This is a genomic window from Enterobacter cloacae complex sp. 6730903 (assembly GCF_048283985.1).
Lineage (GTDB): Bacteria > Pseudomonadota > Gammaproteobacteria > Enterobacterales > Enterobacteriaceae > Enterobacter > Enterobacter hormaechei_C.
The window spans coordinates 1-26,469 of record NZ_JBLVXX010000047.1 but is presented as its reverse complement, the minus strand read 5'-3'; the positions used below and the strand labels follow the sequence as shown (position 1 = coordinate 26,469).

The window sequence follows — 26,469 nt, the reverse complement described above, 5'->3', positions numbered from 1 at the left end:
TCACAGCATAACTGTATATACACCCAGGGGGCGGTATGAAAGCGTTAACGACCAGGCAGCAAGAGGTGTTTGATCTCATTCGGGATCATATCGGCCAGACGGGTATGCCACCCACGCGTGCAGAAATTGCGCAGCGTCTGGGCTTCCGTTCTCCTAATGCTGCCGAAGAGCACCTTAAAGCGCTGGCGCGTAAGGGCGTGATTGAGATTGTTTCCGGCGCCTCACGCGGCATTCGTCTGCTGGTGGAAGAAGAGAACGGTATTCCGCTGGTGGGTCGCGTAGCGGCAGGTGAACCTCTGCTGGCGCAGCAGCACATCGAAGGGCACTATCAGGTTGACCCAGGCATGTTCAAGCCGAGCGCCGATTTCCTGCTGCGCGTTAGCGGAATGTCCATGAAAGATATCGGTATTCTGGATGGCGATCTGCTGGCGGTACACAAAACGCAGGACGTGCGTAACGGGCAAGTCGTGGTGGCGCGCATTGATGATGAAGTGACGGTTAAGCGCCTGAAAAAACAAGGCAATACTGTGCAGCTTCTGCCTGAAAACAATGAATTCTCCCCGATTGTGGTGGATCTCCGCGAGCAGAGCTTCTCTATTGAAGGGCTGGCGGTCGGCGTTATCCGCAACGGTGAATGGCTGTAATCTCTTCCTGACAGGCTGTAGTTCCTCTACAGCCTGGCCTGTTTTCTGATTCCGGTAATTTCCATGGCATTGCTGACTTCTGCCGATAAGGCGTTGTGGCGTCTTGCGCTACCGATGATTTTTTCCAATATTACCGTTCCTCTGCTGGGGCTGGTGGATACGGCGGTTATCGGGCATCTCGATTCGCCGATTTATCTCGGCGGCGTCGCGATCGGCGCAACGGCGACCAGCTTCCTCTTTATGCTGCTGCTTTTTCTGCGCATGAGTACGACAGGCCTGACGGCCCAGGCGTATGGTGCAAAAGATCCTCTGCGTCTGGCGCGTGCGCTGGTTCAGCCGCTCATTCTGGCATTCGGTGCCGGTGCGTTAATCGTTCTGTTGCGTACGCCGCTGATTGATCTTGCGCTCCATATTGTAGGCGGCAGCGATGCCGTACTGGAACAGGCCCGGCGGTTCCTCGAAATTCGCTGGCTCAGCGCGCCCGCTTCACTGGCAAATCTGGTCCTGCTGGGCTGGCTGCTGGGCGTGCAGTACGCCCGTGCGCCGGTGATCCTGCTGGTGGTGGGCAACCTGCTTAACATTGTGCTCGATCTCTGGCTGGTGATGGGGCTGCACATGAACGTCCGGGGCGCGGCGCTGGCCACGGCGATTGCCGAGTACGGTACGCTGCTGATCGGTTTGGGGATGGTCTGGCGCGTGCTGGTGATGCGCGGTATCAACCTGGATCTGCTGAAATCGGCCTGGCGCGGCAACATTCGTAAGCTGCTGGCGCTTAATCGCGACATCATGCTCCGTTCGCTCCTGCTGCAACTCTGCTTTGGCGCCTTAACCGTTTTTGGTGCGCGTCTTGGGCCTGAAATCGTCGCAGTCAACGCAGTGCTCATGACGTTACTGACCTTTACCGCTTATGCGCTGGATGGTTTTGCTTACGCCGTCGAGGCGCATTCAGGGCAGGCCTATGGCGCGCGTGAAAGCGGCCAGTTACGTGAGGTCTGGCGTGCTGCCTGTCGTCAGGCGGGCCTGGTAGCGCTGGTCTTTGCTCTGGTGTACGCCTGTTTTGGTGGGCATATTGTCGCGCTACTCACCTCGTTGCCCGCGCTACGTGAGCTGGCCGATCGCTACATCCTCTGGCAGGTAGTATTACCGGTGGTGGGCGTGTGGTGCTATTTGCTGGACGGCATGTTTATTGGTGCGACGCGAGGGGCGGAGATGCGCAACAGCATGGCCGTGGCGGCGGCGGGGTTCGGCCTGACGCTGCTGACCCTGCCGTATCTCGGCAATCATGGTCTGTGGCTGGCGCTGGCGGTGTTTCTCTCACTGCGTGGCCTTTCGCTGGCTGTTATCTGGCATCGTCACTGGCGAAACAATACCTGGTTTCCAGCCCCGCACGATATATCGTAACGGTTAAAGATTCCGAATATAAAAACAACCGCCGAATCCTTAACTACAATAATAATCACGTCCAGCAGAAAAGAACGTAGCGGGCGATACTCATAGACGCTTAACACGAGGACACGATTATGAATAAAGACGAAATCGGCGGCAACTGGAAGCAATTCAAAGGTAAAGCGAAAGAACAGTGGGGTAAGCTGACAGATGACGATATGACCGTCATTGAAGGTAAGCGCGATCAGCTGGTAGGTAAAATCCAGGAGCGCTACGGTTACGAAAAAGATCAGGCGGAAAACGAAGTCAAAGACTGGGAAACCCGTAACGACTACCGCTGGTAACCGGCACTATCCCCAAGGGCGGCCCTGAGCCGCCTTTTTCTTTGGCTTTAACGCGGCTTTTTCTTCACCAGGATAGAGTGATCGTGCTGACAGACATCCTGATGACGGCATGACTCCACCTCCACGCAGGCCGAACATAAGCCGTGGGCTTCAATCACGTTATGGCGCAGCGCAAAGCCCATTCTGGCTGCCAGCGTATGCATAATATCTTCCACACCTTCCGCACCCTCTTCCTTCACCACACCGCAGCGATCGCAGATAAACATGGCGGATGTGTGAGTTGGCTGGTCAAAAAGATGGCACAGCACATAGCTGTTTGTTGATTCCACTTTATGCACAAACCCTTGCTCCAGCAGAAAATCCAGCGCCCGATAAACGGTCGGCGGTTTTGCCTGCGGCTCGCTTTCACGCAGCAGATCGAGCAGATCGTAGGCGCTGATGGCGCCCTGTTGCAGGCTCATCAGACGCAGTACCTCAAGGCGCTGCGGGGTCAGGCGCACATTGCGTTGCGCGCACAGCTTTTCAGCTTGCGCTAACAGCTCTTTTGTGGACTTGTCCATCGGGCACCTCGGATGTGGTAAGGGTGAAAACCTTCACTTTATCATGTTCTGCTAAAAACACCGAGATCCCCAGGCTGTGCTATACCTGACGCATCGCAAATCGGGAGATCGCATGATGAAAAGACCTGACTGTATTCGGCACTGGCGGGACGTGGAAGGCGCTGATGACGCAACGTATCCTGACAGCAACGAACGTTTTTCTATTGGCGCGCCGCTGGCCCGCAGGCTGGGTCTCGGCCGCATTGGTATTCACCATGAACGGCTGCCACCCGGACGCCGTACGTCTTATCCGCATGCGGAAAGCGACGAAGAGGAGTTTGTTTACGTTCTGGAGGGTTACCCTGAGGCCTGGATCAATGGCTATTTATGGAAGCTCGAACCCGGAGACAGCGTGGGATTTCCAGCCGGGACGGGCGTGTGTCACACCTTTATCAACAATACCGATGAAGAGGTGCGCTTACTGGTGGTGGGTGAGGCCAATAAAAAACATAACCGCATCTACTATCCGCTCAATCCGGTGTATGCCGCGACGCGCGAAGACCGCTGGGTCGACCATCCGCCTCAGTTTTTTGGGCCGCACGATGGAAAACCTGGGCGAAAATAATTTCCTCTTCTATAAATATTGATGGTCGTCACATATTACAACAGGCCGGGATGGAATTTAACTTAAGGAAATAGCGGGTCTTTTTGCACTTATTCACAGCAATAGTTCGTTCCTGTTTGGGTGATAACAGACAGGGTTAACTAATAACAAACTATTTACGAGCACACTGTGAAAAAACATTTTAAATTTTCGATGGTTAGCATCGCTGTCTCCTTTTTTATGGCAAATCAGGCGGGAGCAGCCAATACCTGGACGGAAGCGCGTAGCGACGCAATGGGCGGAACGGGTGTCGCGGCAGGGAGCTATGGCAGTGGGGCGTTAATCAACCCCGCATTACTGGCAAAATCTAAGCCCGAGGATGATGTGACGGTTATTTTACCGTCCGTTGGCGTGCAGGTGACCGATGAAGACAATCTTCAGGACGAGATTGATACCATTAACGACAAAATCAATCATTACAAGGATGTGGTTGATAGTCTGACCCCTATTGAAGTTATCACCAATCCATTAGGTTCGATCAATCAGTTCCAGGGCGCAGCGAAAGATCTCGCTGATGAACTGGACTACCTGAAAGGCAAAACCGCACACGCCACCGCAGGGGCGGGGATTGCCGTCAGTATCCCTAACGATGTTCTTTCCGTGGCCTTTATGGCAAAAGGCTATGCCCATGGCCGGGTCAGCTCTTCAATCGATCAGCAGGACATTGACTATCTGCGTGGTATACAACGAAGCGATGCGATTGCTGCCGGTGTGGCGCTGGATGCCGCGCTAAACGGTACCGATCAGATCACCAAAAACCTTAACTCTACGGCGTCTGGTCGGGCGGCGATTGTGTCCGACTACGGTATTGCGGTGGCCCGTCAGTTCGATCTTGGCGGCGTTCCGGTTTCCGTTGGCGTCACTCCGAAGCTGCAAAAAACCTGGCTCTATAACTACACCACCTCAATCTACGATTACGACAGTAATAAGTGGAACGACAGCCGCTACCGTACCGACGACACTGGCTTCAACGTCGATGCCGGTATTGCTGCTGATTTCGGCGAAAACTGGACGGTCGGCGTGAGCGGGCAAAACCTGATGTCGCGCGATATCGATACCAAAGATATCCGCATCCGCAACGGGCGCACGGGAGAGGTGGTGAGTTATAAAGACACCTATCAGATCCGTCCGCTGGTCACTGCCGGGGCCGCCTGGCACAACGATCTGGTCACACTGACCGCAGACGGCGATCTGACCGAAACCAAGGGCTTTAAAAGTGAAGACACCTCCCAGTACGTTGGCGTTGGTGCCGAAGTCACGCCACTGAGCTGGCTGGCAGTACGCGCCGGTTATCGTGCGGATATGAAAGGGAACGACAGCAACGTCTTTACCGGCGGTGTCGGTTTCGCGCCGTTCAACTCCGTCCACGTTGACCTGATGGGGCTTTATGGCGAAGACGAGACCTGGGGCGCAGGGGCACAGTTGAGCATGACGTTTTAAAGTACACCGGAGGCGCTGCGCCTCCGGCTTTTCTTTGTGCTATAGTAGCGCCCCTTTTCCACCAGATGCTTAAAACTTCGCCATGTCGTCAGAATTCCAGACCGTTTTCCCTGCACACCGTTTCTCCATTGCGCCGATGCTCGACTGGACGGACAGACACTGCCGCTATTTCCTGCGTCAGCTCTCCCGCCATACGCTGCTGTACACCGAAATGGTCACTACCGGCGCAATTATTCACGGCAAGGGCGATTATCTGGCGTACAGCGAAGAGGAGCATCCGGTTGCGCTGCAACTGGGCGGCAGCGATCCGGCTGCGCTGGCGCAGTGCGCGAAGCTGGCTGAAGAACGCGGCTATGACGAGATTAACCTCAACGTCGGTTGCCCGTCCGACCGAGTGCAAAACGGTATGTTCGGCGCGTGTCTGATGGGGAATGCACATCTGGTGGCGGATTGTATCAAAGCGATGCGCGACGTCGTCTCTATCCCGGTCACGGTCAAAACCCGTATCGGCATAGACGACCAGGACAGCTACGAGTTTCTGTGTGATTTCATCAACACCGTATCAGGGAAGGGTGAATGCGAGATGTTTATCATCCACGCCCGTAAAGCCTGGCTCTCTGGCCTCAGTCCGAAAGAAAACCGCGAGATCCCGCCGCTGGACTACCCGCGCGTGTACCAGCTGAAACGCGACTTCCCACACCTGACCATGTCGATCAACGGCGGTATTACGTCGCTGGACGAGGCCAAAGCGCATCTCGAACATATGGATGGCGTGATGGTCGGACGCGAGGCGTATCAGAATCCGGGCATTCTGGCGACGGTTGACCGGGAAATCTTTGGCGTTGATGGTGCTGACACCGATCCCGTGGCGGTAGTGCGCGCCATGTATCCGTACATTGAGCGCGAGCTGAGTAATGGTACCTATCTGGGCCACATTACCCGCCATATGCTTGGCCTGTTCCAGGGCATTCCGGGCGCGCGCCAGTGGCGTCGTTATCTCAGCGAGAACGCGCATAAAGCCGGTGCGGATATTGAGGTCCTGGAACACGCGTTGCGTCTGGTTGCGGATAAACGTTAAATTTCGCTAAAAGATGGTCAAATACGCCACGCCCTGCAAAACATTGCGGGGAGTTTTGCTTTCAGAACAACGACTTATTTTTGGCATGCTTCTTGTAATGATCGCAGCATCATTCGGGAACTCGTGGGAGAGCACCATGCTGGAACTACTTTTTGTGATTGGCTTCTTTATCATGCTGATGGTCACGGGCGTGTCGCTGCTCGGTATTCTGGCCGCGCTCGTTGTGGCCACGGTGGTGATGTTTGTCGGCGGTTTATTTGCCCTGACGATTAAACTCTTGCCGTGGTTACTTCTGGCGATTGCAGTGGTATGGGCGATACGGGCGATTAAATCGCCAAAACTGCCCACTTATCAGCGTAATAACCGCTTCCGTTACTAAGGTATTGAGGGGTACGTCACATACCTGCAACTTTTCCGGCAGCAATCCTTAGAACAGAATAGGATTTACTTATCGAATCTGTCACTATGGCTGCCGCTAAAGAATTCATCGAGCTGTACCCTACATACAGCCGAACTAAAAAAAGAAAGGGCTTCCCACGGGAAGCCCAATTTCTTTTTATGGCTCAGGGAATTAACAGACTTGATCCCTGCGTTGCCCGGCTCTCCAGCACCTCATGCGCGCGCTGCGCATCGGTCAGCGGATATTTCTGCGCCTCAGCCACATCCACTTTAATTACCCCGCTGGCGATCAGCGAGAACAGCTCGTTGCTGGCTTCCTCAAGTTCTTCCCGGTTGGTGATGTATCCTTGCAGGGAAGGGCGAGTGACGTACAGCGACCCTTTCTGATTCAGAATGCCCAGGTTGACGCCGGTGACAGCCCCGGAGGCATTACCGAAGCTCACCATCAGCCCGCGACGTTGCAGGCAGTCCAGTGAAGATTCCCAGGTGTCTTTCCCCACCGAGTCATACACCACGCGGACCTTTTTGCCGCCAGTGATCTCTTTCAGCCGCTCAACGATGCTCTCTTCCCGATAGTTGATTACCTGCCATGCGCCCGCGTCCAGCGCGCGCTGCGCTTTTTGCGCGCTGCCTGTGGTGCCGATCAGCTTCGCGCCCAGGGCTTTCGCCCACTGGCAGGCAATCAGCCCCACGCCACCTGCGGCTGCGTGAAACAGAAATTGCTCGTCAGGCTTAATTTCGTAGGTTTTGCGCAGCAGATAATAGACCGTCAGCCCTTTCAGGAATGAGGCGGCAGCCTGCTCGTAGCTGATCGCATTTGGCAGAAGCGCCGCTTTCTCGGCCGGAACGTTATGGATGGAGCTGTAAGCGCCCAGCGCCGACTGCGCGTACACCACGCGCTCGCCTTCCTTAATGTGCTTAACCGCGCTGCCCACTTTGCTGACGATACCGGCCGCCTCGGTGCCCAGTCCGCTCGGCATCGACGGAGGCGGATAGAGGCCGCCGCGAATATAGGTATCGATGTAGTTAATGCCGATCGCTTTGTTTTCCACCTGGATTTCATTCTCGCCAGGCGCAGCGGGGGTAAATTCCACCGCTTTGAGTACGTCAGGGCCACCATGCTTGTGAAATTCAATACGTGTTGCCATGCTTCCTCCAGAATGTGGTAATCTTTCGACCCACTCTTTATCTCGGTAACTCCATTCACTATGGCAGGAAACAAACCCTTCAACAAACAGACTGAACCTCGTGAGCGTGATTATCAGGTCGCCGGGTTAAAAGTCCCGCCGCACTCGATTGAAGCGGAACAGTCGGTGTTGGGCGGTTTAATGCTGGATAACGAACGCTGGGACGACGTCGCCGAGCGCGTTGTCGCGGAAGACTTCTATACCCGCCCCCACCGCCATATCTTTACGGAAATGGCGCGGTTGCAGGAGTCGGGTAGCCCTATCGACCTGATTACGCTCGCAGAATCGCTGGAGCGTCTGGGTCAGCTCGACAGCGTCGGCGGATTTGCCTATCTGGCGGAACTGTCAAAAAACACGCCAAGTGCCGCGAACATCAGCGCTTACGCTGATATCGTCCGTGAACGTGCCGTTGTCCGCGAGATGATCTCGGTGGCGAATGAGATCGCCGAGGCCGGTTTCGATCCCCAGGGGCGCACCAGCGAAGATCTGCTCGACCTGGCGGAATCCCGCGTCTTTAAGATCGCCGAAAGCCGTGCGAACAAAGACGAAGGCCCAAAAAATATCGCTGATGTGCTCGACGCCACCGTTGCGCGTATTGAGCAGCTTTTCCAGCAGCCGCACGATGGCGTGACGGGGGTGAACACCGGTTATGACGATCTCAACAAGAAAACGGCAGGTCTTCAGCCATCGGATTTGATTATCGTCGCGGCGCGTCCGTCGATGGGTAAAACGACATTTGCGATGAACCTCGTCGAAAACGCGGCGATGTTGCAGGATAAGCCGGTGCTTATCTTCAGTCTTGAGATGCCCTCTGAACAGATCATGATGCGTTCTCTGGCGTCCCTGTCGCGCGTGGATCAGACCCGCATCCGTACCGGTCAGCTGGACGATGAGGACTGGGCGCGGATCTCCGGCACCATGGGGATTTTGCTGGAAAAACGGAACATCTATATCGATGACTCCTCCGGCCTGACGCCGACGGAAGTGCGCTCCCGCGCGCGCCGTATCGCCCGGGAACACGGTGGCATCGGCCTCATCATGATCGACTACCTTCAGCTGATGCGCGTTCCGTCGCTTTCCGACAACCGTACGCTGGAGATTGCCGAGATTTCCCGCTCGCTCAAGGCGTTAGCCAAAGAGCTGCACGTGCCGGTGGTGGCGCTGTCGCAGCTTAACCGCTCTCTGGAACAACGTGCAGACAAGCGCCCGGTCAACTCCGACCTGCGTGAATCCGGCTCCATCGAGCAGGATGCCGACTTAATCATGTTCATTTACCGTGATGAGGTTTATCACGAGAACAGCGATCTGAAAGGGATCGCCGAAATTATTATTGGTAAGCAACGTAACGGCCCCATCGGTACGGTACGTCTGACCTTTAACGGCCAGTGGTCGCGTTTCGACAACTATGCCGGTCCTCAATATGATGATGAGTAATTTCTAAGGAATTCAAATGCAAGCGGCAACTGTTGTGATTAACCGCCGCGCTCTGCGACACAACCTGCAACGTCTGCGAGAACTGGCGCCCGCCAGTAAGCTCGTTGCAGTCGTGAAAGCGAACGCTTACGGACACGGTCTTCTTGAGACCGCGCGAACGCTCCCCGATGCCGACGCTTTTGGCGTCGCCCGTCTCGAAGAAGCTCTCCGCCTGCGCGCAGGTGGAATTACGCAACCGATTCTGCTCCTTGAAGGCTTTTTTGAAGCCTCGGACCTGCCGACCATTGCCGATCAGCACCTGCACACGGCGGTGCATAACGAAGAACAGCTGGCCGCGCTGGAAAGGGCTGAGCTGAGCGAGCCGGTCACCGTCTGGATGAAGCTCGACACGGGCATGCACCGTCTGGGCGTGCGGCCGGAAAGCGCGGAGGCGTTTTATCAGCGTCTGAGTCAGTGCAAAAATGTGCGTCAGCCGGTGAACATCGTCAGCCACTTTGCCCGCGCCGATGAGCCTGAATGCGGCGCAACGGAACAGCAGCTTGATATCTTCAACACCTTCTGCGAAGGCAAACCGGGGATGCGCTCGATCGCGGCATCCGGCGGTATTCTGCTGTGGCCGCAGTCGCATTTCGACTGGGCGCGTCCGGGCATCATTCTTTATGGCGTTTCGCCGCTGGAGAACAAACCCTGGGGGCCGGACTTTGGCTTTAAGCCGGTGATGTCGCTGGTTTCAAAGCTGATTGCCGTGCGTGAGCACAAAGCGGGAGAGCCGGTGGGTTACGGCGGCACCTGGATCAGCGAGCGCGATACGCGTCTTGGCGTGGTGGCGATGGGCTACGGTGACGGCTATCCCCGCGCCGCACCAACGGGCACGCCGGTGCTGGTCAACGGTCGCGAAGTAAAGATTGTCGGCCGCGTGGCGATGGACATGATTTGTGTTGATCTGGGGCCCGACGCGCAGGATAAAGCGGGGGACGATGCGGTGATGTGGGGCGAAGGCCTGCCGGTAGAACGTATTGCTGAAATAACAAAAGTGAGTGCTTACGAACTTATCACGCGCCTTACCTCAAGGGTCGCGATGAAATACGTCGACTAAGCATGAGCGGGATGCGATGCATCCCGCTTCTGTTAACATCTCCTCGATCTTCTTCCGCTTCCGGTTTATTGTTGAATTCCCTGCCTCATAATAATCCGGAGAACATCGCGTGTTTCAGAAAGTAGACGCCTACGCCGGCGACCCTATCCTCTCCTTGATGGAGCGTTTCAAAGAAGATCCTCGCAGCGACAAGGTGAACCTCAGCATCGGTCTTTACTACAACGAAGACGGCATCATTCCTCAGTTGAAAGCCGTTGCCGAAGCTGAAGCGCGTCTGAACGCAACCCCGCACGGTGCTTCGCTTTATCTGCCGATGGAAGGATTAAACACCTACCGCAACACTATCGCGCCGCTGCTGTTTGGTGCGGACCACGCGGTGCTCGCGCAAAAGCGCGTGGCGACCATCCAGACGCTGGGTGGCTCGGGTGCGCTGAAGGTAGGCGCAGATTTCCTGAAAAAGTACTTCCCGGATTCCGGCGTGTGGGTCAGCGACCCGACGTGGGAAAACCACGTTGCGATCTTCGAGGGCGCGGGCTTTAAGGTGGCGACCTATCCGTGGTTCGACAGCGAAACCAACGGCGTGCGCGTTGATGCGCTGCTGGAAAAACTGAACACCCTGCCGGAGCGCAGTATCGTATTGCTGCATCCGTGCTGCCATAACCCGACCGGTGCAGACCTCACCAATGCCCAGTGGAATGCGGTGATCGAGGTGCTGAAGGCGCGTAACCTGATCCCGTTCCTCGACATCGCCTATCAGGGCTTTGGCGCGGGCATGGAGGAAGACGCCTACGCCATTCGCGCGATTGCCAGCGCGGGGCTTCCCGCTCTGGTCAGCAACTCGTTCTCAAAAATCTTCTCCCTGTACGGCGAGCGCGTTGGCGGTCTGTCAGTGGTGTGTGAAGACGCCGAAGCCGCGGGACGCGTACTCGGTCAGCTGAAAGCGACGGTCCGCCGTATCTACTCCAGCCCGCCGAACTTTGGTGCGCAGGTGGTGGCGACCGTACTGGGCGATGAACAGCTGAAAGCCGCCTGGCTTGCGGAAGTGGAAGCGATGCGTAAGCGCATCCTGTCGATGCGTCAGGAGCTGGTTAACGTCCTGAAAGAGGCCGTGCCCGGGCATAACTTTGATTATCTTCTCAAGCAGCGCGGGATGTTCAGCTACACCGGACTGAGCGCAGCGCAGGTCGATCGCCTGCGTGAGGAGTTCGGTGTCTACCTGATCGCCAGCGGTCGTATGTGCGTGGCGGGGCTGAATGCCGGCAACGTCCAGCGCGTGGCGCAGGCGTTTGCATCTGTAATGTAAGTACTTACTTGCATACTGCATGTAGGCCGGGTAAGGCGTAGCCGCCACCCGGCTTTTTTGTTCGCGCCGGTGCCAGTCATTGCCCGGTGGTGCTTCGCTTACCGGCCTACACGTTTCTTCTGCGCTTTGTGATCGTCTTCTTTTTATTCAGCTTCATAAGTAAAAACTCCTTTCCTTCCCCTCCCGCTGGGGTTATGGTCGGATAGTTTTTTGACCATCCGCTCAAAATAAAACGATAACAAACTGAATATTCAGGGGAAAATATGCGCAAGATCACACTGGCGCTCAGCGCCGCCTGCTTATTGTTCTCGCTTAATAGCGCCGTTGTTGCGCGGGCTTCTGCACCCACGCCGCTTTACACCGGCACCACCGCCGCCATTCTTGCTGAACAGGCTCCCATTCACTGGGTTTCAGTGGCACAAATCGAAAACAGCCTGACGGGTCGCCCGCCGATGGCCGTGGGCTTCGATATTGACGATACCGTTCTCTTCTCCAGCCCCGGTTTCTGGCGCGGCAAAAAAACGTACTCCCCGGACAGCGAAGCCTATCTGAAAAAGCCGGAATTCTGGGAAAAGATGAACAACGGCTGGGATGAGTTCAGTATCCCGAAAGAGGTTGCCCGCGCGCTGATCGCCATGCACGTAAAGCGCGGCGACAGCATTTACTTCGTGACCGGACGTAGCCAGACCAAAACCGAAACCGTCTCGAAAACGCTACAGGATGATTTCCTGATCCCGGCGGCCAGCATGAATCCGGTCATTTTTGCCGGGGATCAGGAAGGGCAAAACACCAAAACCCAGTGGCTGGAAAAGAAAAATATCAAAGTGTTCTACGGTGATTCAGATAACGACATCACCGCGGCGCACGACGTGGGAGCCAGAGGCATCAGGGTGTTACGCGCCTCGAACTCCACCTACCGACCGCTGCCGATGGCCGGAAAATTTGGTGAAGAGGTGATCGTTAACTCTGAATACTGACGCATTAACGGCGGGGTGAATGCTTTTTTAAGCAAATCTCGCCGCGCGGGTTTTACCTTTCGCTTTCTTGCTGCACACTTAGAAAGATTCACCTTTCATAATGGAGCAGCACATGTGGTATCAACAGACCCTGACCTTAAGCGCAAAACCACGCGGATTTCACCTTGTGACGGACGAAGTCATCGGGCAAATTCGCGACCTGTCGCGCGTCAAAACGGGTTTGCTGCATCTGCTGCTTCAGCACACATCTGCTTCTCTCACGCTCAATGAAAATTGCGATCCCACCGTCCGGTCTGACATGGAGCGGCATTTTCTGAAAACCGTCCCGGATAACGCCCCGTATGAGCATGATTACGAGGGGACGGACGATATGCCTTCGCACATCAAATCCTCTTTGCTGGGCGTCTCGCTGATGCTGCCGGTCCACAACGGACGGCTACTGCTGGGAACGTGGCAGGGGATCTGGCTGGGAGAACATCGCATTCACGGTGGTTCGCGTAAAATTATCGCAACGCTACAAGGGGAATAAAGATGACAATTTCGGAGATACTTCAGTACTGCATGAACAAGCCGGGTGCGGAACAAAGCGTTCACAGCGACTGGAAAGCCACGCAGATCAAAGTGGGTGATGTGCTGTTCGCGATGGTGAAAGAGGTGGATGCGCGGCCTGCGGCATCACTGAAAACCAGTCCGGAACTGGCCGACTTACTGCGCCAGCAGCACGATGATGTCAGGCCAAGTAAGCATCTGAATAAAGCGCACTGGAGTACGGTGTTTCTCGACGGCTCGCTGCCAGATTCGCAAATTTACTACCTGGTGGATGCGTCGTATCAACAGGCGGTTGAACTGCTGCCGGAAACGATCCGACAGCAGCTCTCCGTGTGACGATTACAGCAACGGTTTGAGGAAGCGCGCGGTGTGCGAGGCTTCGCACTCTGCAACGGTCTCTGGCGTACCGGAGACGAGGATTTCACCGCCGCCGCTGCCGCCTTCCGGGCCGAGATCGACAATCCAGTCCGCGGTTTTAATCACGTCCAGGTTGTGCTCAATCACCACGATGGTGTTGCCCTGATCGCGCAGCTGGTGCAGCACGTCCAGCAGCTGCTGGATATCCGCAAAGTGCAGGCCGGTGGTCGGCTCATCCAGAATATACAGCGTCTGACCGGTACCACGTTTGGACAGCTCACGCGCCAGCTTCACGCGCTGCGCTTCACCGCCGGACAGCGTTGTCGCTGACTGCCCCAGACGAATATAGGTCAGACCCACATCCATCAGGGTTTGCAGCTTACGCGCCAGCGCAGGGACGGCGTCAAAGAACTCGCGCGCCTCTTCGATGGTCATATCCAGCACTTCGTGGATGGTCTTGCCTTTGTACTTAATCTCCAGCGTTTCGCGGTTATAACGCTTACCTTTGCACTGGTCGCACGGCACGTAGATATCCGGCAGGAAGTGCATCTCAACCTTGATTACGCCGTCGCCCTGGCACGCTTCACAGCGGCCGCCGCGCACGTTAAAGCTGAAACGTCCTGGCGTATACCCGCGCGAACGCGCTTCCGGTACGCCGGCGAACAGTTCACGTACGGGCGTAAAGACGCCGGTATAGGTCGCCGGGTTAGAGCGCGGCGTACGGCCAATCGGGCTCTGGTCGATGTCGATAACCTTGTCGAAATGCTCCAGCCCCTGAATGTCGCGGTACGGCGCAGGCTCGGCCAGCGTCGCGCCGTTCAGTGCCGTCTGCGCAATCGGGAACAGCGTATCGTTGATCAGCGTCGATTTACCGGAACCGGACACGCCGGTGATGCAGGTAAACAGCCCGACAGGCAGCGTCAGGGTCACGTCCTTCAGGTTGTTGCCGCGCGCGCCGGTCAGCTTCAGCACTTTTTCCGGGTTCGCCGCCACGCGCTGTTTTGGCACTTCAATTTTGCGCTTGCCGCTCATGTACTGACCGGTCAGCGATTCAGGCACCGCCATAATGTCTTTCAGCGTCCCTTCCGCCACCACCTGTCCGCCGTGCACGCCAGCGCCCGGGCCGATGTCGATCACGTGGTCCGCGGCGCGGATCGCGTCTTCGTCGTGCTCGACCACGATGACCGTGTTGCCGAGGTTACGCAGGTGAACCAGCGTGCCGAGCAGGCGTTCGTTGTCGCGCTGGTGCAGGCCGATTGACGGCTCATCAAGCACGTACATCACGCCGACTAAGCCCGCGCCAATCTGGCTCGCCAGACGGATACGCTGGGCTTCACCGCCGGACAGCGTTTCAGCCGAGCGGGAAAGCGTCAGGTAGTTCAGACCGACGTTCACGAGGAACTTGAGGCGATCGCCGATCTCTTTCAGCACTTTTTCAGCGATTTTCGCGCGCTGTCCGGAGAGCTTCAGGTTGTTGAAGAAGTCCATCGCGTGGCCGATGCTCATGTCTGAGATGGTCGGCAGTGCCGTGTTTTCGACAAACACGTGACGCGCTTCGCGACGCAGACGTGTACCCTCGCAGGTGGCGCAGGAGCGGTTGCTGATGAACTTCGCCAGCTCCTCGCGCACCGCGCTGGATTCGGTCTCTTTGTAGCGGCGCTCCATGTTGTGCAGCACCCCTTCGAACGGGTGGCGACGCACGGAGGTATCGCCGCGATCGTTCATGTACTTGAACTCAATATTCTCTTTGCCGGAACCGAACAGGATCACTTTATGTACGTTCGCGCTCAGGCTGGCCCACGGGGCTTCAACGTCGAACTTATAGTGCTCAGCCAGCGATTTCAGCATCTGGAAGTAGTAAAAATTACGCTTATCCCAGCCGCGAATAGCGCCACCCGCCAGCGACAGCTCCGGGTTCTGGATCACGCGGTCCGGGTCGAAATACTGCTGAACGCCCAGGCCGTCACAGGTCGGGCACGCGCCCGCCGGGTTGTTGAACGAGAACAGGCGCGGTTCCAGCTCGCGCATGCTGTAGCCGCAAATCGGGCAGGCGAAGTTGGCGGAGAAGAGCAGCTCTTCCGCTTTTGCATCGTCCATGTCTGACACCACCGCCGTGCCGCCCGACAGTTCCAGCGCCGTTTCAAAGGATTCCGCCAGACGCGTCGCCAGATCTTCACGCACCTTAAAGCGGTCAATCACCACTTCGATGGTGTGTTTCTTTTGCAGCTCCAGCTTTGGCGGATCGGACAGGTCACACACTTCGCCGTCGATACGAGCGCGGATATAGCCCTGGCTTGCCAGGTTTTCCAGCGTTTTAGTGTGTTCGCCCTTACGCTCTTTAATGATTGGCGCCAGCAGCATCAGGCGTTTGCCTTCCGGCTGCGACAGCACGTTATCCACCATCTGGCTGACGGTCTGGGCCGCCAGCGGGACGTCGTGATCCGGGCAGCGCGGCTCGCCCACGCGCGCATACAGCAGACGCAGGTAGTCATGGATTTCGGTAATGGTACCGACCGTGGAGCGCGGGTTATGCGACGTGGATTTCTGCTCAATGGAGATAGCAGGGGACAACCCTTCAATGTGGTCGACATCCGGTTTTTCCATCAGCGACAGGAACTGACGCGCGTACGCCGAGAGCGATTCAACGTAACGACGCTGTCCTTCGGCATACAAAGTGTCGAAAGCCAGTGAGGATTTGCCAGACCCCGAAAGCCCGGTCACGACGATGAGTTTGTCGCGAGGGATTATGAGGTTGATATTCTTGAGATTGTGGGTGCGGGCGCCCCGAACTTCGATCTTATCCATTCACCTTTCCCGGTTGGAACACGGATTGCCTGATTTGTTTGAAGGACAAACGGCTGTCAGAAACGGCTAATTATGACACAAAATGACCTGTTTGAATATACAGTATTGGAATGCATTTTCTGATTCACTGTGTAACAATGTCGAGTCCGCGAGAGAACTCTGGAACATGCTACGCAACTATCAAAGTGTCGCATGGAAATGGTACACTCGCGCGTTTACACTATTAAGAAACGTATTCAGGAGACACGAACATGGCCAGCAGAGGCGTAAACAAGGTGATTCTCGTCGGTAATCTGGGCCAGGACCCGGAAGTACGCTACATGCCGAGTGGTGGCGCAGTTGCCAACATTACGCTGGCTACTTCCGAATCCTGGCGTGATAAAGCGACCGGTGAAATGAAAGAGCAGACCGAATGGCACCGCGTTGTGCTGTTTGGCAAACTGGCTGAAGTGGCCGGTGAGTATCTGCGTAAGGGTTCTCAGGTCTATATCGAAGGCCAGCTGCGCACCCGCAAATGGACCGATCAGTCCGGTCAGGAAAAATACACCACGGAAGTGGTGGTGAACGTTGGCGGCACCATGCAGATGCTGGGTGGCCGTCAGGGCGGCGGCGCACCGGCAGGTGGCGGCCAGCAGCAGGGCGGTTGGGGTCAGCCTCAGCAGCCGCAGGGCGGCAATCAGTTCAGCGGCGGCGCGCAGTCTCGTCCGCAGCAGCAGTCTGCTCCGGCACCGTCTAACGAACCACCAATGGACTTCGACGACGATATCCCGTTCTGATATCCAGACGCGTGAAACACAAAAAACCCAGACAATGTCTGGGTTTTTTATAACAGGCTATCAGGTAATCACCATCGGCCAGTCTGGTGGGGTGTGGCTCATGGCTTCAACCATCACCACTTTAATGTTTTCCCAGACGGCGGCTATATCCACCAGCGTAATGCCAAGCAAACCTGTCGCGAACCAGCATGCGGCGCCTAACCCTAACAGGGTGCTAATCACAGCAAGACCTGCGTAGTCGGACTTTCGGAACTGAATGTTTAACGTGCTGGCCAGGAACATCAAAACCGCGCTCAACAACGGCCAGCGCAGGAGCACCATGCTGGTGGTAATGGTTGCCATAAAACCCATCCTCGACAAAACAGACGAACTGGAATGAAACAATGTTTCTCGTTACATAAGATGTGTGAACTATATCACATTTGCTGTTTTATTCGCCAGTATCCGCGTGAGGTAAAAGTGGGATTATTGCCGGGGAAAATATATCGTCGTCGCTCAGAACGACGTCTGGTCGGAATTTTTATTTTTAATTCATCCAGATAGCAAAACCTTTGCAAAATGCCATCGGCTGTATAGCGTTTACAGCAGTATATCTATGGATTATGCTTGTCTGGAACAATAAATGTACCCGCAAAAATAATTCATCGCATTGAATTGTTTGGCTTTTTTGGATTTTATATTCTTTGTTTTACACTCAGCATGCTCTTTGATTTCGTGGTCTTATTCTTTTATTCAGATATGAATTATTGCGGTTGCTCTCTCGATTAATGACCTGCGAAAAGATAATGAAAGAAAAAAGACGCGAGATTATTAACGACAGCATGCAGGCGCTGCACGCCCTGGCGAAGCTGATGCCGCAACTCAACGCGCAATGTTCGCCGGTTGAAATGCTGGAAATTATCAACAGCGCACTGGGGGCAAATCTCTCGTGGGTCAGTGTCGAATCCGCAGACGGGCCGCGCGTGGTTTGTGCCGGCGACGTGACGTGTCACGCCTTCAACGTGGCGGATTTTCTTGCCAGCACCCTGTTGCAGCGCCATCACCGCGCCTGGCGGGTTATCTACTGGAAAGCGCATATTGGCCGGGCGGTATTTTCCCCTCAGCACCCGGGCTATGCGCGGCTGCAAAGCGGCGTACTGTGTAAACTCTCAGCGCATGGCAGACAGTGCAGTGGTTATTTCTTTTTGGCTTTTAATGAAAAACTGACCTCGTTGCCGATACTGAAAAATATCATGGTGGTATTGGTTGAGAAGCTAAAAGATTATTTTGATGACATCATCGTGCGGGAAAAAACGGCGCAGGAAATGCAGCGCGTCGTCACGCAATATAAAACCTTATTTGAGCGTGCTCCGGTATTAATGAACGCCTTTGACAGGCATAACCGGTGTGTATTGTGGAATGCCGAATGCGAAAAAGTCTTTGGCTGGAGTATGACTGAAATCGGCGAGCACCCCGATCCGCTGGCCCTGTTTTACCCGGATCCTGAGGAGCGACAGCGCGTGCAGGAGTCGGTTCGTTTCGCACCGCTTAAGGATATGTACGAATGGCATCCGGTGCGTAAAGACGGGACGCAGTTAACCATTCTCTGGTCAAACATCCTTTTGCCGGATAACTCCATTCTCAATATTGGCCTGGATATCACCGAACGTAAAAAAGCAGAACAGCAGCTGACCGTCAAAGCCACCACGGACGATCTGACGGGCTGTCTGAATCGCTCGACAATCTTACAGCGGCTCAAAATGGCGCTGGCAGCCAGTTCGCCGCAGGATGTCAGTAGCCACTTCTGTCTCCTGATGTTCGATCTCGATTACTTCAAGCAGATCAACGATCGGTGGGGACATCAGGTTGGCGATGCGGCATTGATCCACTTTTGCGACCGTATTCGCGAGGTGAGCCCGGCCGGGTCAGCGCTGGGACGGGTGGGGGGCGAAGAGTTTGTTCTTCTGCTGGCGCGCGCGGATGGTATGGCCGCAACGTTGCTCTCTTCCCGGCTGCGTGCCGCGCTGATCTCAAAACCGCTGCGTGTGGGCGATAAAACGCTGGTACTCTCTTTCAGCGCCGGGGTGGTTGAAGTCTGTCAGGGGCAACGGGATACTTCTGCCATACTGATGCGTGCCGATAAGGCATTATATGACGCCAAGCGTACGGGAAGAGGAAAAACGGTCCTGGCGTCTGATTATTTATAAATCAGCATAAGAACAAAGAGCAGGCTATTTCAGCCAGCGAATTTTCCACACCTGTCGCGGGTAATTATTTTCCTTATCAGAAACGAAATGAATACTTTTAGTTTGGCTTACGGGAAAATATTATCGGCATCACGAATTTTAGGATTTTTAATACTAAAAGTCAGTTGCTAACTTCCCATGATTCATGCAACGTAATCACCTGTTTACCAAAGCAGCCGGTCTTCATTGCTACAGGCGTACAACATGCAGGGATACAGAGCGGGAAATGAATCGTAGCGCGCGGCGCAACATGCTCAAAGTGGTCGGGATTATCATGGTAGTTATGCTGCCGGTGATGCTTGCGCTATGGTTTGCCCAGCTTAGAGCCGTGTCGGAAATCAGCGCCCAGCTGCGCACGTTTGCAGAGCTTGCTTTAAACAAAACTGAACGGGTTATTCAACAGGTTGATCTGGCCCGGGAAGACGCGGAAAAATATCAGGGTAAAGTGTGTACGCCGGAGCATCGTCAATATATGTTGAACGTTTCCCGCGGTCGTCTTTTTGTTGCCGATTTAATTTATGCTGAAGGCCAGGAGTTTCTCTGCTCGACCCTTTTTACGCCGGATCATCCTTACACCATCCCCGCTGCCAATTACACACGTAAACCTGACGTTGCTATCTATTATTTTCGCGATACACCATTTTTTGATGGTTATAAAATGATATATATGCAGCGCGGAAATTATGTCGCAGTGGTCAACCCGCTTTCGTACAGTGAGGTGATGTCAGACGATCGTTCCCTGTCGTGGGGAGTGTATGACACCGTCAGCAATGCATTTTTTTCTGTAAGCCAGAAAGCCAGTATTTCTTTATTGCATTCGATGCTTCGACATCAGGAAACGACTTTTCAGAAAGATGACCGTTTTTATACGATCGTGAAATCCGGGCAGCGGCCCATTGCGGCCATCGTTTCAACCTCCAGCGCCCGTTTTTATAAAACGCTTTATCATCAGGCTACCCTGACGCTACCGCTGGGGATGATTTGCAGCATTATTATTCTGCTGGTGTGGTCGCGTACACACCGTGAATTCAATTCGCCTGGCCGACTTCTGCACCGGGCTCTGAATAAACGCCAGCTGTGCGTCCATTACCAGCCCATTATTGATATTAAAAATAACCAGTGCGTGGGGGCAGAGGCGTTGTTGCGCTGGCCTGGATTCAACGGTCAGGTTATGAGCCCGGCGGAATTTATTCCCCTGGCAGAAAAAGAGGGGATGATTGAGCGCATTACGGATTACGTCGTGGAGGAGGTGTTCAGCGATCTGGGCCATTTTCTTGCCGCTCATCCCGATCTGTATGTCTCGATTAACCTGTCGGCGTCGGATTTTCACTCTTCGCGTCTTATCGCCCTGATCTCCGACAAAGCCCGCTTTTACTCGGTTCGCGCGCAGCAAATCAAAATTGAGGTGACGGAGCGGGGGTTTATTGACGTGCCAAAAACCACGCCGGTCATTCAGGCGTTTCGCCAGGCGGGGTATGAAGTGGCGATTGATGATTTCGGAACCGGCTACTCTAACCTGCATAACCTCTATTCGCTGAACGTCGATATCCTGAAAATCGACAAATCCTTTATCGATACCTTAACTACCAACAGCACCAGCCACCTGATTGCCGAGCACATCATTGAGATGGCGCAAAGCCTGCGGCTGAAAACCATTGCGGAAGGGGTCGAGACGGGGGAGCAGGTGAGCTGGTTGCTGAAGCGTGGCGTGCAGTATTGTCAGGGATGGCACTTCGCGAAAGCGATGCCGCCCCAGGCATTTATGGCCTGGCAGCAGCAACCCTTGCGTTAACACGCATTAATTGAGCTGATGACGGTAGTCGCTCGGCGTACGGTCAAACTCGCGGCGGAAGACGCGGGAAAAGGTCTGCTGCGACACATAGCCCAGATCCATGGCGATATCAAAAATGGGCCGCTGCGTGGAGCGTAACGCCTGCGCCGCCAGCAGGAGCCTGCGCTGGCGAATATAATCACCCAGCGTTTGATGCATTACGGTGCGGAACATTCTCTGTAAATACCATTTCGAATAGCCCGACTTCCTGGCGACCACATCAATGTTCAACGGCTGGTCGATATGTTCATCAATCCATTCAATAAGCGTCTGAATAATTTGCTGATGCGACATAAGGTTACCCCTCTGTGGAGACATCTGTCCTGGTTGATTCGTCGTTTTCTCTGCGGGGGAGTATAATTCCTCAAGTTAACTTGAGGTAAAGAGGTTTTATGGAAAAGAGATTACCGCGCATCAAAGCGCTGTTAACCCCCGGTGAAGTGGCTAAGCGAAGCGGCGTGGCGGTGTCGGCGCTCCACTTCTATGAAAGCAAAGGGTTAATAAAAAGTATCCGTAACGCCGGAAACCAGCGGCGCTACACCCGCGATGTGCTCCGCTACGTGGCGATCATTAAAATTGCGCAACGTATCGGCATTCCTCTGGCCACCATCGGCGACGCGTTCGGCGTATTGCCGGAAGGGCACTCGCTGAGCGCGAAGGAGTGGAAGCAGCTGTCGTCCCAGTGGCGTGAAGAACTGGATCGTCGTATTCACACGCTGGTGGCCCTGCGCGATGAGCTGGACGGCTGCATTGGTTGCGGGTGTTTATCACGCAGCGATTGTCCGCTGCGTAACCCGGGTGACAGGCTGGGCGAGCAGGGAACAGGGGCGCGGTTGCTGGAGGAGGAATGAGAGGTGTTTGCCGGGTGGCGCTTCGCTTACCCGGCGGCCTACGCTCTCGGTTTTGTAGGCCGGGTAAGGCGCAGCCGCCACCCGGCAACAAGCATAAAGAACTAAAGCGCCACTAAGGGCGCTTTAGTTTTTTCCGGTCTTTGTCTTTCTCTCTATCCCGCTGGCTCACGGGAGGGTTTCCCCCGACATCAGTACCCCTCGTGTCGAGCTTGTGGAGGAGGTTCCGGTTTGTACTGACACTTTAATTCTATGCCCGGCCGCCGTTTTTGCCACCGGAGACGGTGAGATTTTAGCCGAATTTTTTTCGTGAAGTTGTTCAGTTTTCTATAGTTAAAAAGTATGAGTCACCGGAGAACATCATGCTAACGGTCCACCACCTTAATCAGTCTCGTTCACATCGCGTCCTCTGGGCGTTGGAAGAGCTGGGTCTGACGTATGAGATTGTGCGCTACCAGCGCGAAAAATCCATGCTTGCACCGGATTCGCTCAAAAAAGTGCATCCGCTGGGGAAATCCCCGGTCCTGGAAGATAACGGACTGGTGCTGGCCGAATCAGGCGCGATTCTGGAATATCTTCAGGAAACGTACGATTCGGCGTCACGATTCAAACCGTTAGATCCCGCCCATAAAGTGCAGTATCGCTTCTGGCTGCATTACGCCGAAGGGTCTTTGATGCCGCTGCTGTTAATGAAGCTGGTATTCAACAGCCTCGGTAAACCACCCGTCCCGTTTGGCCTGCGCACGCTGGGTAAGGCGCTGGGGCAGGGGGTGCAAAAAGCGTATCTCAACCGTCAGCTGGAAACGCATGCGCGCTTTATTAACGATCATCTTGCCGAAAACAGCTGGTTTGCCGGTGACACGCTGACCATGGCTGATATCCAGATGAGTTTTCCCCTCTTCGCCCTGCTGGCGAGAGGCGGCATCGACAATCTCGACCACATAGCAGCGTGGAAACAGAGAGTGGAGGCACGTCCGGGCTGGCAGACAACGCTTGCGAAAGGCGGTCCACTGACGATCCCCGGTGAAGGCTGAAATGTAACGAAATTGCGCATGGACGATAACGTTTGCGCATCCTCTGCTTAATTCTTCATCGTCATGAGGCAATTTTAGCGAAAAACGAGAAAGTTCAGTTGAAAAGGGCGGGTATTAGGCTAGATAATCGTTTGCCTACATTTGACCACCCGTTTTGTAAGCGCGGAGCTAAACGTTTGCTTTTTTTGTGACGCCCCTTTCGTCGCAAACGCAGCACAAGGATTTGACGTTTCGCTGGCAGTGGAGTCTCCACCACGCTTACGGACTTTCAATAAAAATTTTCAGGGGATGTTTTCTATGTCTACGCCATCTGCGCGTACCGGCGGTTCACTTGACGCCATGTTTAAAATTTCTGCTCGCGGCAGCACCGTGCGCCAGGAAGTTGTTGCCGGTCTGACCACGTTTCTGGCGATGGTGTACTCCGTCATCGTGGTGCCGGGCATGCTCGGCAAAGCGGGCTTCCCGCCAGCGGCGGTCTTCGTTGCCACCTGCCTGGTTGCGGGTGTGGGTTCGATTGTGATGGGCCTGTGGGCGAACCTGCCGCTGGCGATCGGGTGCGCCATCTCCCTGACCGCGTTTACCGCCTTCAGCCTGGTGCTGGGCCAGCATATCAGCGTCCCGGTAGCGCTCGGCGCCGTGTTCCTGATGGGCGTGCTGTTCACCGTAATTTCAGCAACCGGCATTCGTAGCTGGATTTTGCGCAACCTGCCGCAGGGCGTGGCGCACGGCACCGGCATCGGTATTGGCCTGTTCCTGCTGCTGATCGCTGCCAACGGCGTGGGTCTGGTCATCAAGAACCCGCTGGACGGCCTGCCGGTTGCGCTGGGTAACTTCGCGAGCTTCCCGGTGATCATGTCGCTGGTGGGTCTGGCGGTGATCATTGGCCTGGAAAAACTGAAAGTGCCGGGCGGCATTCTGCTGACCATTATCGGCGTGTCCATCGTCGGCCTGATCTTCGACCCGACCGTTCATTTCTCCGGGATTTTCGCCATGCCGTCGCTGAGCGATGACAAAGGCAACTCCCTGATTGGCAGCCTGGATATTGTGGGCGCGCTGAACCCGGTGATCCTGCCAAGCGTGCTGGCGCTGGTAATGACCGCGGTGTTTGACGCCACCGGCACCATCCGCGCGGTGGCCGGTCAGGCGAACCTGCTGGATAAAGACGGACAGATTATTGACGGCGGCAAAGCGCTGACCACCGACTCCCTGAGCAGCGTCTTCTCTGGTCTGGTGGGCGCGGCGCCTGCGGCGGTGTACATTGAGTCCGCAGCGGGTACGGCGGCAGGCGGTAAAACCGGCCTGACGGCCATCACCGTTGGCGTGCTGTTCCTGCTGATCCTGTTCCTCTCTCCGCTCTCTTATCTGGTGCCGGCTTACGCGACCGCACCTGCGCTGATGTACGTCGGCCTGCTGATGCTGAGCAACGTGGCGAAAATCGATTTCGCGGATTTTGTTGATGCCATGTCCGGCCTGATCACTGCGGTATTCATCGTGCTGACCTGTAACATCGTGACCGGCATTATGATCGGTTTCGCCTCGCTGGTGATTGGGCGTCTGGTTTCCGGTGAGTGGCGTAAGCTGAACATCGGGACCGTGGTCATCGCCGTTGCGCTGGTCGCGTTCTACGCGGGCGGCTGGGCCATCTGAATTGACTTTTTATGCGAAAACGGGTGGCTCAGGCCGCCCGTTTTTATTTTCAGGACTCATCCTGTTGCCTTTTACGTTACTCTGGAGAGGATAGAATAAGAGGCACGACGCCTCAGGTTTGGCATATAAGAAACACAGCAAACAGGGAACGCATGGAAATTTTCTTCACAATACTCATCATGACCCTTGTGGTCTCATTATCCGGGGTGGTTACACGCGTACTGCCCTTCCAGGTCCCCCTGCCTTTAATGCAAATAGCTATCGGTGCGCTGCTGGCGTGGCCGACGTTCGGTCTGCACGTGGAGTTCGATCCGGAACTGTTCCTCGTGCTGTTTATCCCGCCGCTGCTGTTTGCCGATGGCTGGAAAACGCCGACGCGCGAATTTCTGGAGCACGGGCGAGAGATCTTCGGCCTGGCGCTGGCGCTGGTGGTGGTCACCGTGGTCGGGATTGGTTTCCTGATCTACTGGGCCGTACCGGGGATCCCGCTCATACCCGCCTTTGCGCTGGCTGCCGTGCTGTCGCCTACCGACGCCGTGGCGCTGTCCGGCATTGTGGGCGAAGGGCGCATTCCAAAGAAAATCATGGGCATTTTGCAGGGCGAGGCGCTGATGAACGACGCCTCCGGCCTGGTCGCCCTGAAGTTTGCCGTGGCGGTTGCCATGGGCACCATGGTCTTTACCGTCGGCGGCGCGACCCTGGAATTCTTCAAGGTGGCGATTGGCGGTATCCTCGCGGGCTTCGTAGTGAGCTGGCTGTACGGACGCTCGCTGCGCTTCCTTAGCCGCTGGGGTGGTGATGAACCGGCGACGCAGATCGTCCTGCTGTTCCTGCTGCCGTTTGCCTCTTACCTGATTGCCGAACACATCGGCGTGTCGGGTATTCTGGCGGCGGTAGCCGCGGGGATGACCATCACCCGCTCCGGCGTTATGCGCCGCGCGCCGCTGGCAATGCGCCTGCGTGCAAACAGTACCTGGGCGATGCTCGAGTTTGTGTTTAACGGCATGGTGTTCCTGCTGTTGGGTCTGCAACTGCCGGGCATTATGGAATCCTCGCTGATTGCGGCCGAAGCGGATCCAAACGTTGAAGTCTGGATGCTGTTTACCGATATCGTGCTCATCTACCTTGCGCTGATGCTGGTGCGTTTCGGCTGGCTGTGGACGATGAAGAAATTCAGCGTGCGCTTCCTGACCAAAAAGCCGATGGAGTTTGGCTCCTGGACCACGCGCGAGCTGCTGATTGCCTCTTTCGCGGGCGTGCGCGGGGCGATCACCCTTGCTGGTGTGCTCTCCATTCCTCTGCTGCTGCCGACGGGTGACGTCTTCCCGGCGCGCTACGAACTGGTGTTCCTGGCGGCGGGCGTGATCCTCTTCTCCCTGTTTGTCGGCGTGATTATGCTGCCGATTCTGCTGCAACATATTGACGCGGGTGACTCCTCGCAGCAGCACAAAGAAGAGCGGATTGCCCGTGCGGCGACGGCGGAAGTGGCGATTGTCGCCATCGAGAAGATGGAGGAGCGTCTGGCCGCCGATGCCGAAGAGAACATTGATAACCAGCTGCTGAAGGAAGTCAGTTCACGCGTGATCGGTAATTTGCGTCGCCGTGCTGACGGACGTAACGACGTGGAAAGTTCGTTGCAGGAAGAGAACCTCGAACGCCGTTTCCGCCTGGCGGCGCTGCGCTCCGAGCGTGCCGAGCTGTATCACCTGCGTGCGACGCGGCAGATCAGCAACGAGACGCTGCAAAAGCTGCTGCACGATCTGGACCTGCTGGAAGCGTTGTTGATAGAGAATCAGTAGCGCTGTAATTGCCCGGTGGCGCTGCTGTATGACCGGATACATAGGTGACAGATCAGACCGGGAACATAGGTAACACTTTTCAGTCTATCCGGAGCACACTCTGGGTT

General features: G+C 55.5%; 25 protein-coding genes. 20 read left to right on the top strand and 5 right to left on the bottom strand.

The window, feature by feature from the left end; all coding sequences use genetic code 11:
• Nucleotides 1–35 precede the first annotated feature (35 nt).
• From lexA to ACNQ0W_RS20540, 3 genes are all read left to right on the top strand, one after another.
• The gene (lexA, locus tag ACNQ0W_RS20550) at nucleotides 36–644 is read left to right on the top strand and encodes a transcriptional repressor LexA (RefSeq protein WP_062933768.1); all 609 of its coding nucleotides are present in this window, start codon (nucleotides 36–38) and stop codon (nucleotides 642–644) included.
• Between the two features lie 63 nt (nucleotides 645–707).
• Complete coding sequence (dinF, locus tag ACNQ0W_RS20545; RefSeq protein ID WP_062933767.1) at nucleotides 708–2,045, top strand: MATE family efflux transporter DinF; 1,338 nt, start codon at nucleotides 708–710, stop codon at nucleotides 2,043–2,045.
• A gap of 119 nt (nucleotides 2,046–2,164) precedes the next feature.
• Nucleotides 2,165–2,374, top strand: a complete 210-nt coding sequence (locus ACNQ0W_RS20540) for a CsbD family protein (RefSeq protein WP_003860314.1) — start codon at nucleotides 2,165–2,167, stop codon at nucleotides 2,372–2,374.
• A 47-nt stretch (nucleotides 2,375–2,421) separates the two neighbouring features.
• Here ACNQ0W_RS20540 and zur read toward each other — a convergent pair whose 3' ends face one another.
• Complete coding sequence (gene zur / locus ACNQ0W_RS20535) at nucleotides 2,422–2,934, bottom strand: zinc uptake transcriptional repressor Zur (protein WP_062933766.1); 513 nt, start codon at nucleotides 2,932–2,934, stop codon at nucleotides 2,422–2,424.
• A 115-nt stretch (nucleotides 2,935–3,049) separates the two neighbouring features.
• On the opposite strand from zur, the gene ACNQ0W_RS20530 reads away from it, so the two are divergent.
• The 4 genes from ACNQ0W_RS20530 to pspG all read left to right on the top strand — a co-directional run bounded on the left by ACNQ0W_RS20530 (nucleotide 3,050) and on the right by pspG (nucleotide 6,474).
• Nucleotides 3,050–3,538 (top strand): cupin domain-containing protein, encoded by a 489-nt coding sequence (locus tag ACNQ0W_RS20530; protein WP_062933779.1) that lies wholly within the window; start codon nucleotides 3,050–3,052, stop codon nucleotides 3,536–3,538.
• A gap of 192 nt (nucleotides 3,539–3,730) precedes the next feature.
• Nucleotides 3,731–5,017 (top strand): conjugal transfer protein TraF, encoded by a 1,287-nt coding sequence (gene traF, locus ACNQ0W_RS20525; RefSeq protein WP_228465305.1) that lies wholly within the window; start codon nucleotides 3,731–3,733, stop codon nucleotides 5,015–5,017.
• A gap of 82 nt (nucleotides 5,018–5,099) precedes the next feature.
• On the top strand, nucleotides 5,100–6,095 hold the full coding sequence (dusA, locus tag ACNQ0W_RS20520) for a tRNA dihydrouridine(20/20a) synthase DusA (RefSeq protein ID WP_062933764.1): 996 nt from the start codon (nucleotides 5,100–5,102) through the stop codon (nucleotides 6,093–6,095).
• A 136-nt stretch (nucleotides 6,096–6,231) separates the two neighbouring features.
• Nucleotides 6,232–6,474 carry an envelope stress response protein PspG gene (pspG, locus tag ACNQ0W_RS20515; protein ID WP_017382623.1) on the top strand — a complete coding sequence of 81 codons (243 nt, stop codon included), beginning with the start codon at nucleotides 6,232–6,234 and terminating at the stop codon, nucleotides 6,472–6,474.
• A 184-nt stretch (nucleotides 6,475–6,658) separates the two neighbouring features.
• Here the strand turns inward: pspG and ACNQ0W_RS20510 are convergent, their stop codons facing one another.
• Nucleotides 6,659–7,642 carry a quinone oxidoreductase gene (locus ACNQ0W_RS20510; RefSeq protein WP_062933763.1) on the bottom strand — a complete coding sequence of 328 codons (984 nt, stop codon included), beginning with the start codon at nucleotides 7,640–7,642 and terminating at the stop codon, nucleotides 6,659–6,661.
• Between the two features lie 60 nt (nucleotides 7,643–7,702).
• Here ACNQ0W_RS20510 and dnaB point away from each other — a divergent pair, with 60 nt between their 5' ends.
• From dnaB to ACNQ0W_RS20480, 6 genes are all read left to right on the top strand, one after another.
• Complete coding sequence (gene dnaB, locus ACNQ0W_RS20505; RefSeq protein WP_003860298.1) at nucleotides 7,703–9,115, top strand: replicative DNA helicase; 1,413 nt, start codon at nucleotides 7,703–7,705, stop codon at nucleotides 9,113–9,115.
• Nucleotides 9,116–9,131: 16 nt separating this feature from the next.
• The gene (gene alr, locus ACNQ0W_RS20500) at nucleotides 9,132–10,211 is read left to right on the top strand and encodes an alanine racemase (RefSeq protein WP_062933762.1); all 1,080 of its coding nucleotides are present in this window, start codon (nucleotides 9,132–9,134) and stop codon (nucleotides 10,209–10,211) included.
• Between the two features lie 109 nt (nucleotides 10,212–10,320).
• Nucleotides 10,321–11,514, top strand: coding sequence for an aromatic amino acid transaminase (gene tyrB / locus ACNQ0W_RS20495; protein WP_062933761.1), 1,194 nt, complete (start codon nucleotides 10,321–10,323; stop codon nucleotides 11,512–11,514).
• Between the two features lie 263 nt (nucleotides 11,515–11,777).
• Nucleotides 11,778–12,491, top strand: coding sequence for an acid phosphatase AphA (aphA, locus tag ACNQ0W_RS20490; protein WP_062933760.1), 714 nt, complete (start codon nucleotides 11,778–11,780; stop codon nucleotides 12,489–12,491).
• A gap of 112 nt (nucleotides 12,492–12,603) precedes the next feature.
• Entirely contained in the window at nucleotides 12,604–13,020 is a 417-nt protein-coding gene (locus ACNQ0W_RS20485; protein WP_062933759.1) for a secondary thiamine-phosphate synthase enzyme YjbQ, read from the top strand.
• Nucleotides 13,021–13,022: 2 nt separating this feature from the next.
• Complete coding sequence (locus ACNQ0W_RS20480; RefSeq protein ID WP_045141430.1) at nucleotides 13,023–13,376, top strand: MmcQ/YjbR family DNA-binding protein; 354 nt, start codon at nucleotides 13,023–13,025, stop codon at nucleotides 13,374–13,376.
• Nucleotides 13,377–13,379: 3 nt separating this feature from the next.
• Here ACNQ0W_RS20480 and uvrA read toward each other — a convergent pair whose 3' ends face one another.
• On the bottom strand, nucleotides 13,380–16,202 hold the full coding sequence (gene uvrA, locus ACNQ0W_RS20475; RefSeq protein WP_003860287.1) for an excinuclease ABC subunit UvrA: 2,823 nt from the start codon (nucleotides 16,200–16,202) through the stop codon (nucleotides 13,380–13,382).
• A gap of 251 nt (nucleotides 16,203–16,453) precedes the next feature.
• Here uvrA and ssb1 point away from each other — a divergent pair, with 251 nt between their 5' ends.
• Nucleotides 16,454–16,978 carry a single-stranded DNA-binding protein SSB1 gene (gene ssb1, locus ACNQ0W_RS20470; RefSeq protein WP_003860284.1) on the top strand — a complete coding sequence of 175 codons (525 nt, stop codon included), beginning with the start codon at nucleotides 16,454–16,456 and terminating at the stop codon, nucleotides 16,976–16,978.
• 60 nt (nucleotides 16,979–17,038) lie between these two features.
• Here the strand turns inward: ssb1 and ACNQ0W_RS20465 are convergent, their stop codons facing one another.
• Nucleotides 17,039–17,320, bottom strand: coding sequence for a YjcB family protein (locus ACNQ0W_RS20465; protein ID WP_003860282.1), 282 nt, complete (start codon nucleotides 17,318–17,320; stop codon nucleotides 17,039–17,041).
• Between the two features lie 443 nt (nucleotides 17,321–17,763).
• Between ACNQ0W_RS20465 and ACNQ0W_RS20460 the strand changes: the two genes are divergently transcribed.
• Together ACNQ0W_RS20460 and ACNQ0W_RS20455 are read left to right on the top strand one after the other, a co-directional pair.
• Nucleotides 17,764–19,164 (top strand): sensor domain-containing diguanylate cyclase, encoded by a 1,401-nt coding sequence (locus tag ACNQ0W_RS20460; protein WP_062933758.1) that lies wholly within the window; start codon nucleotides 17,764–17,766, stop codon nucleotides 19,162–19,164.
• 265 nt (nucleotides 19,165–19,429) lie between these two features.
• Nucleotides 19,430–20,995 carry an EAL domain-containing protein gene (locus tag ACNQ0W_RS20455; protein WP_062933757.1) on the top strand — a complete coding sequence of 522 codons (1,566 nt, stop codon included), beginning with the start codon at nucleotides 19,430–19,432 and terminating at the stop codon, nucleotides 20,993–20,995.
• Between the two features lie 6 nt (nucleotides 20,996–21,001).
• On the opposite strand, the gene soxS is transcribed toward ACNQ0W_RS20455, so the two are convergent.
• Nucleotides 21,002–21,328 (bottom strand): superoxide response transcriptional regulator SoxS, encoded by a 327-nt coding sequence (gene soxS, locus ACNQ0W_RS20450; protein WP_047052085.1) that lies wholly within the window; start codon nucleotides 21,326–21,328, stop codon nucleotides 21,002–21,004.
• 98 nt (nucleotides 21,329–21,426) lie between these two features.
• Here soxS and soxR point away from each other — a divergent pair, with 98 nt between their 5' ends.
• The 4 genes from soxR (at nucleotide 21,427) to ACNQ0W_RS20430 (ending at nucleotide 26,362) form a co-directional block, all read left to right on the top strand.
• The gene (gene soxR / locus ACNQ0W_RS20445) at nucleotides 21,427–21,885 is read left to right on the top strand and encodes a redox-sensitive transcriptional activator SoxR (RefSeq protein ID WP_062933756.1); all 459 of its coding nucleotides are present in this window, start codon (nucleotides 21,427–21,429) and stop codon (nucleotides 21,883–21,885) included.
• Between the two features lie 359 nt (nucleotides 21,886–22,244).
• The gene (locus ACNQ0W_RS20440) at nucleotides 22,245–22,916 is read left to right on the top strand and encodes a glutathione S-transferase family protein (protein ID WP_017694715.1); all 672 of its coding nucleotides are present in this window, start codon (nucleotides 22,245–22,247) and stop codon (nucleotides 22,914–22,916) included.
• A 297-nt stretch (nucleotides 22,917–23,213) separates the two neighbouring features.
• Entirely contained in the window at nucleotides 23,214–24,563 is a 1,350-nt protein-coding gene (gene ghxP / locus ACNQ0W_RS20435) for a guanine/hypoxanthine transporter GhxP (protein ID WP_006810466.1), read from the top strand.
• 152 nt (nucleotides 24,564–24,715) lie between these two features.
• Nucleotides 24,716–26,362: a Na+/H+ antiporter gene (locus tag ACNQ0W_RS20430; RefSeq protein ID WP_003860270.1), complete on the top strand. Its 1,647-nt coding sequence runs from the start codon at nucleotides 24,716–24,718 to the stop codon at nucleotides 26,360–26,362.
• The last annotated feature ends 107 nt before the right edge of the window (nucleotides 26,363–26,469 follow it).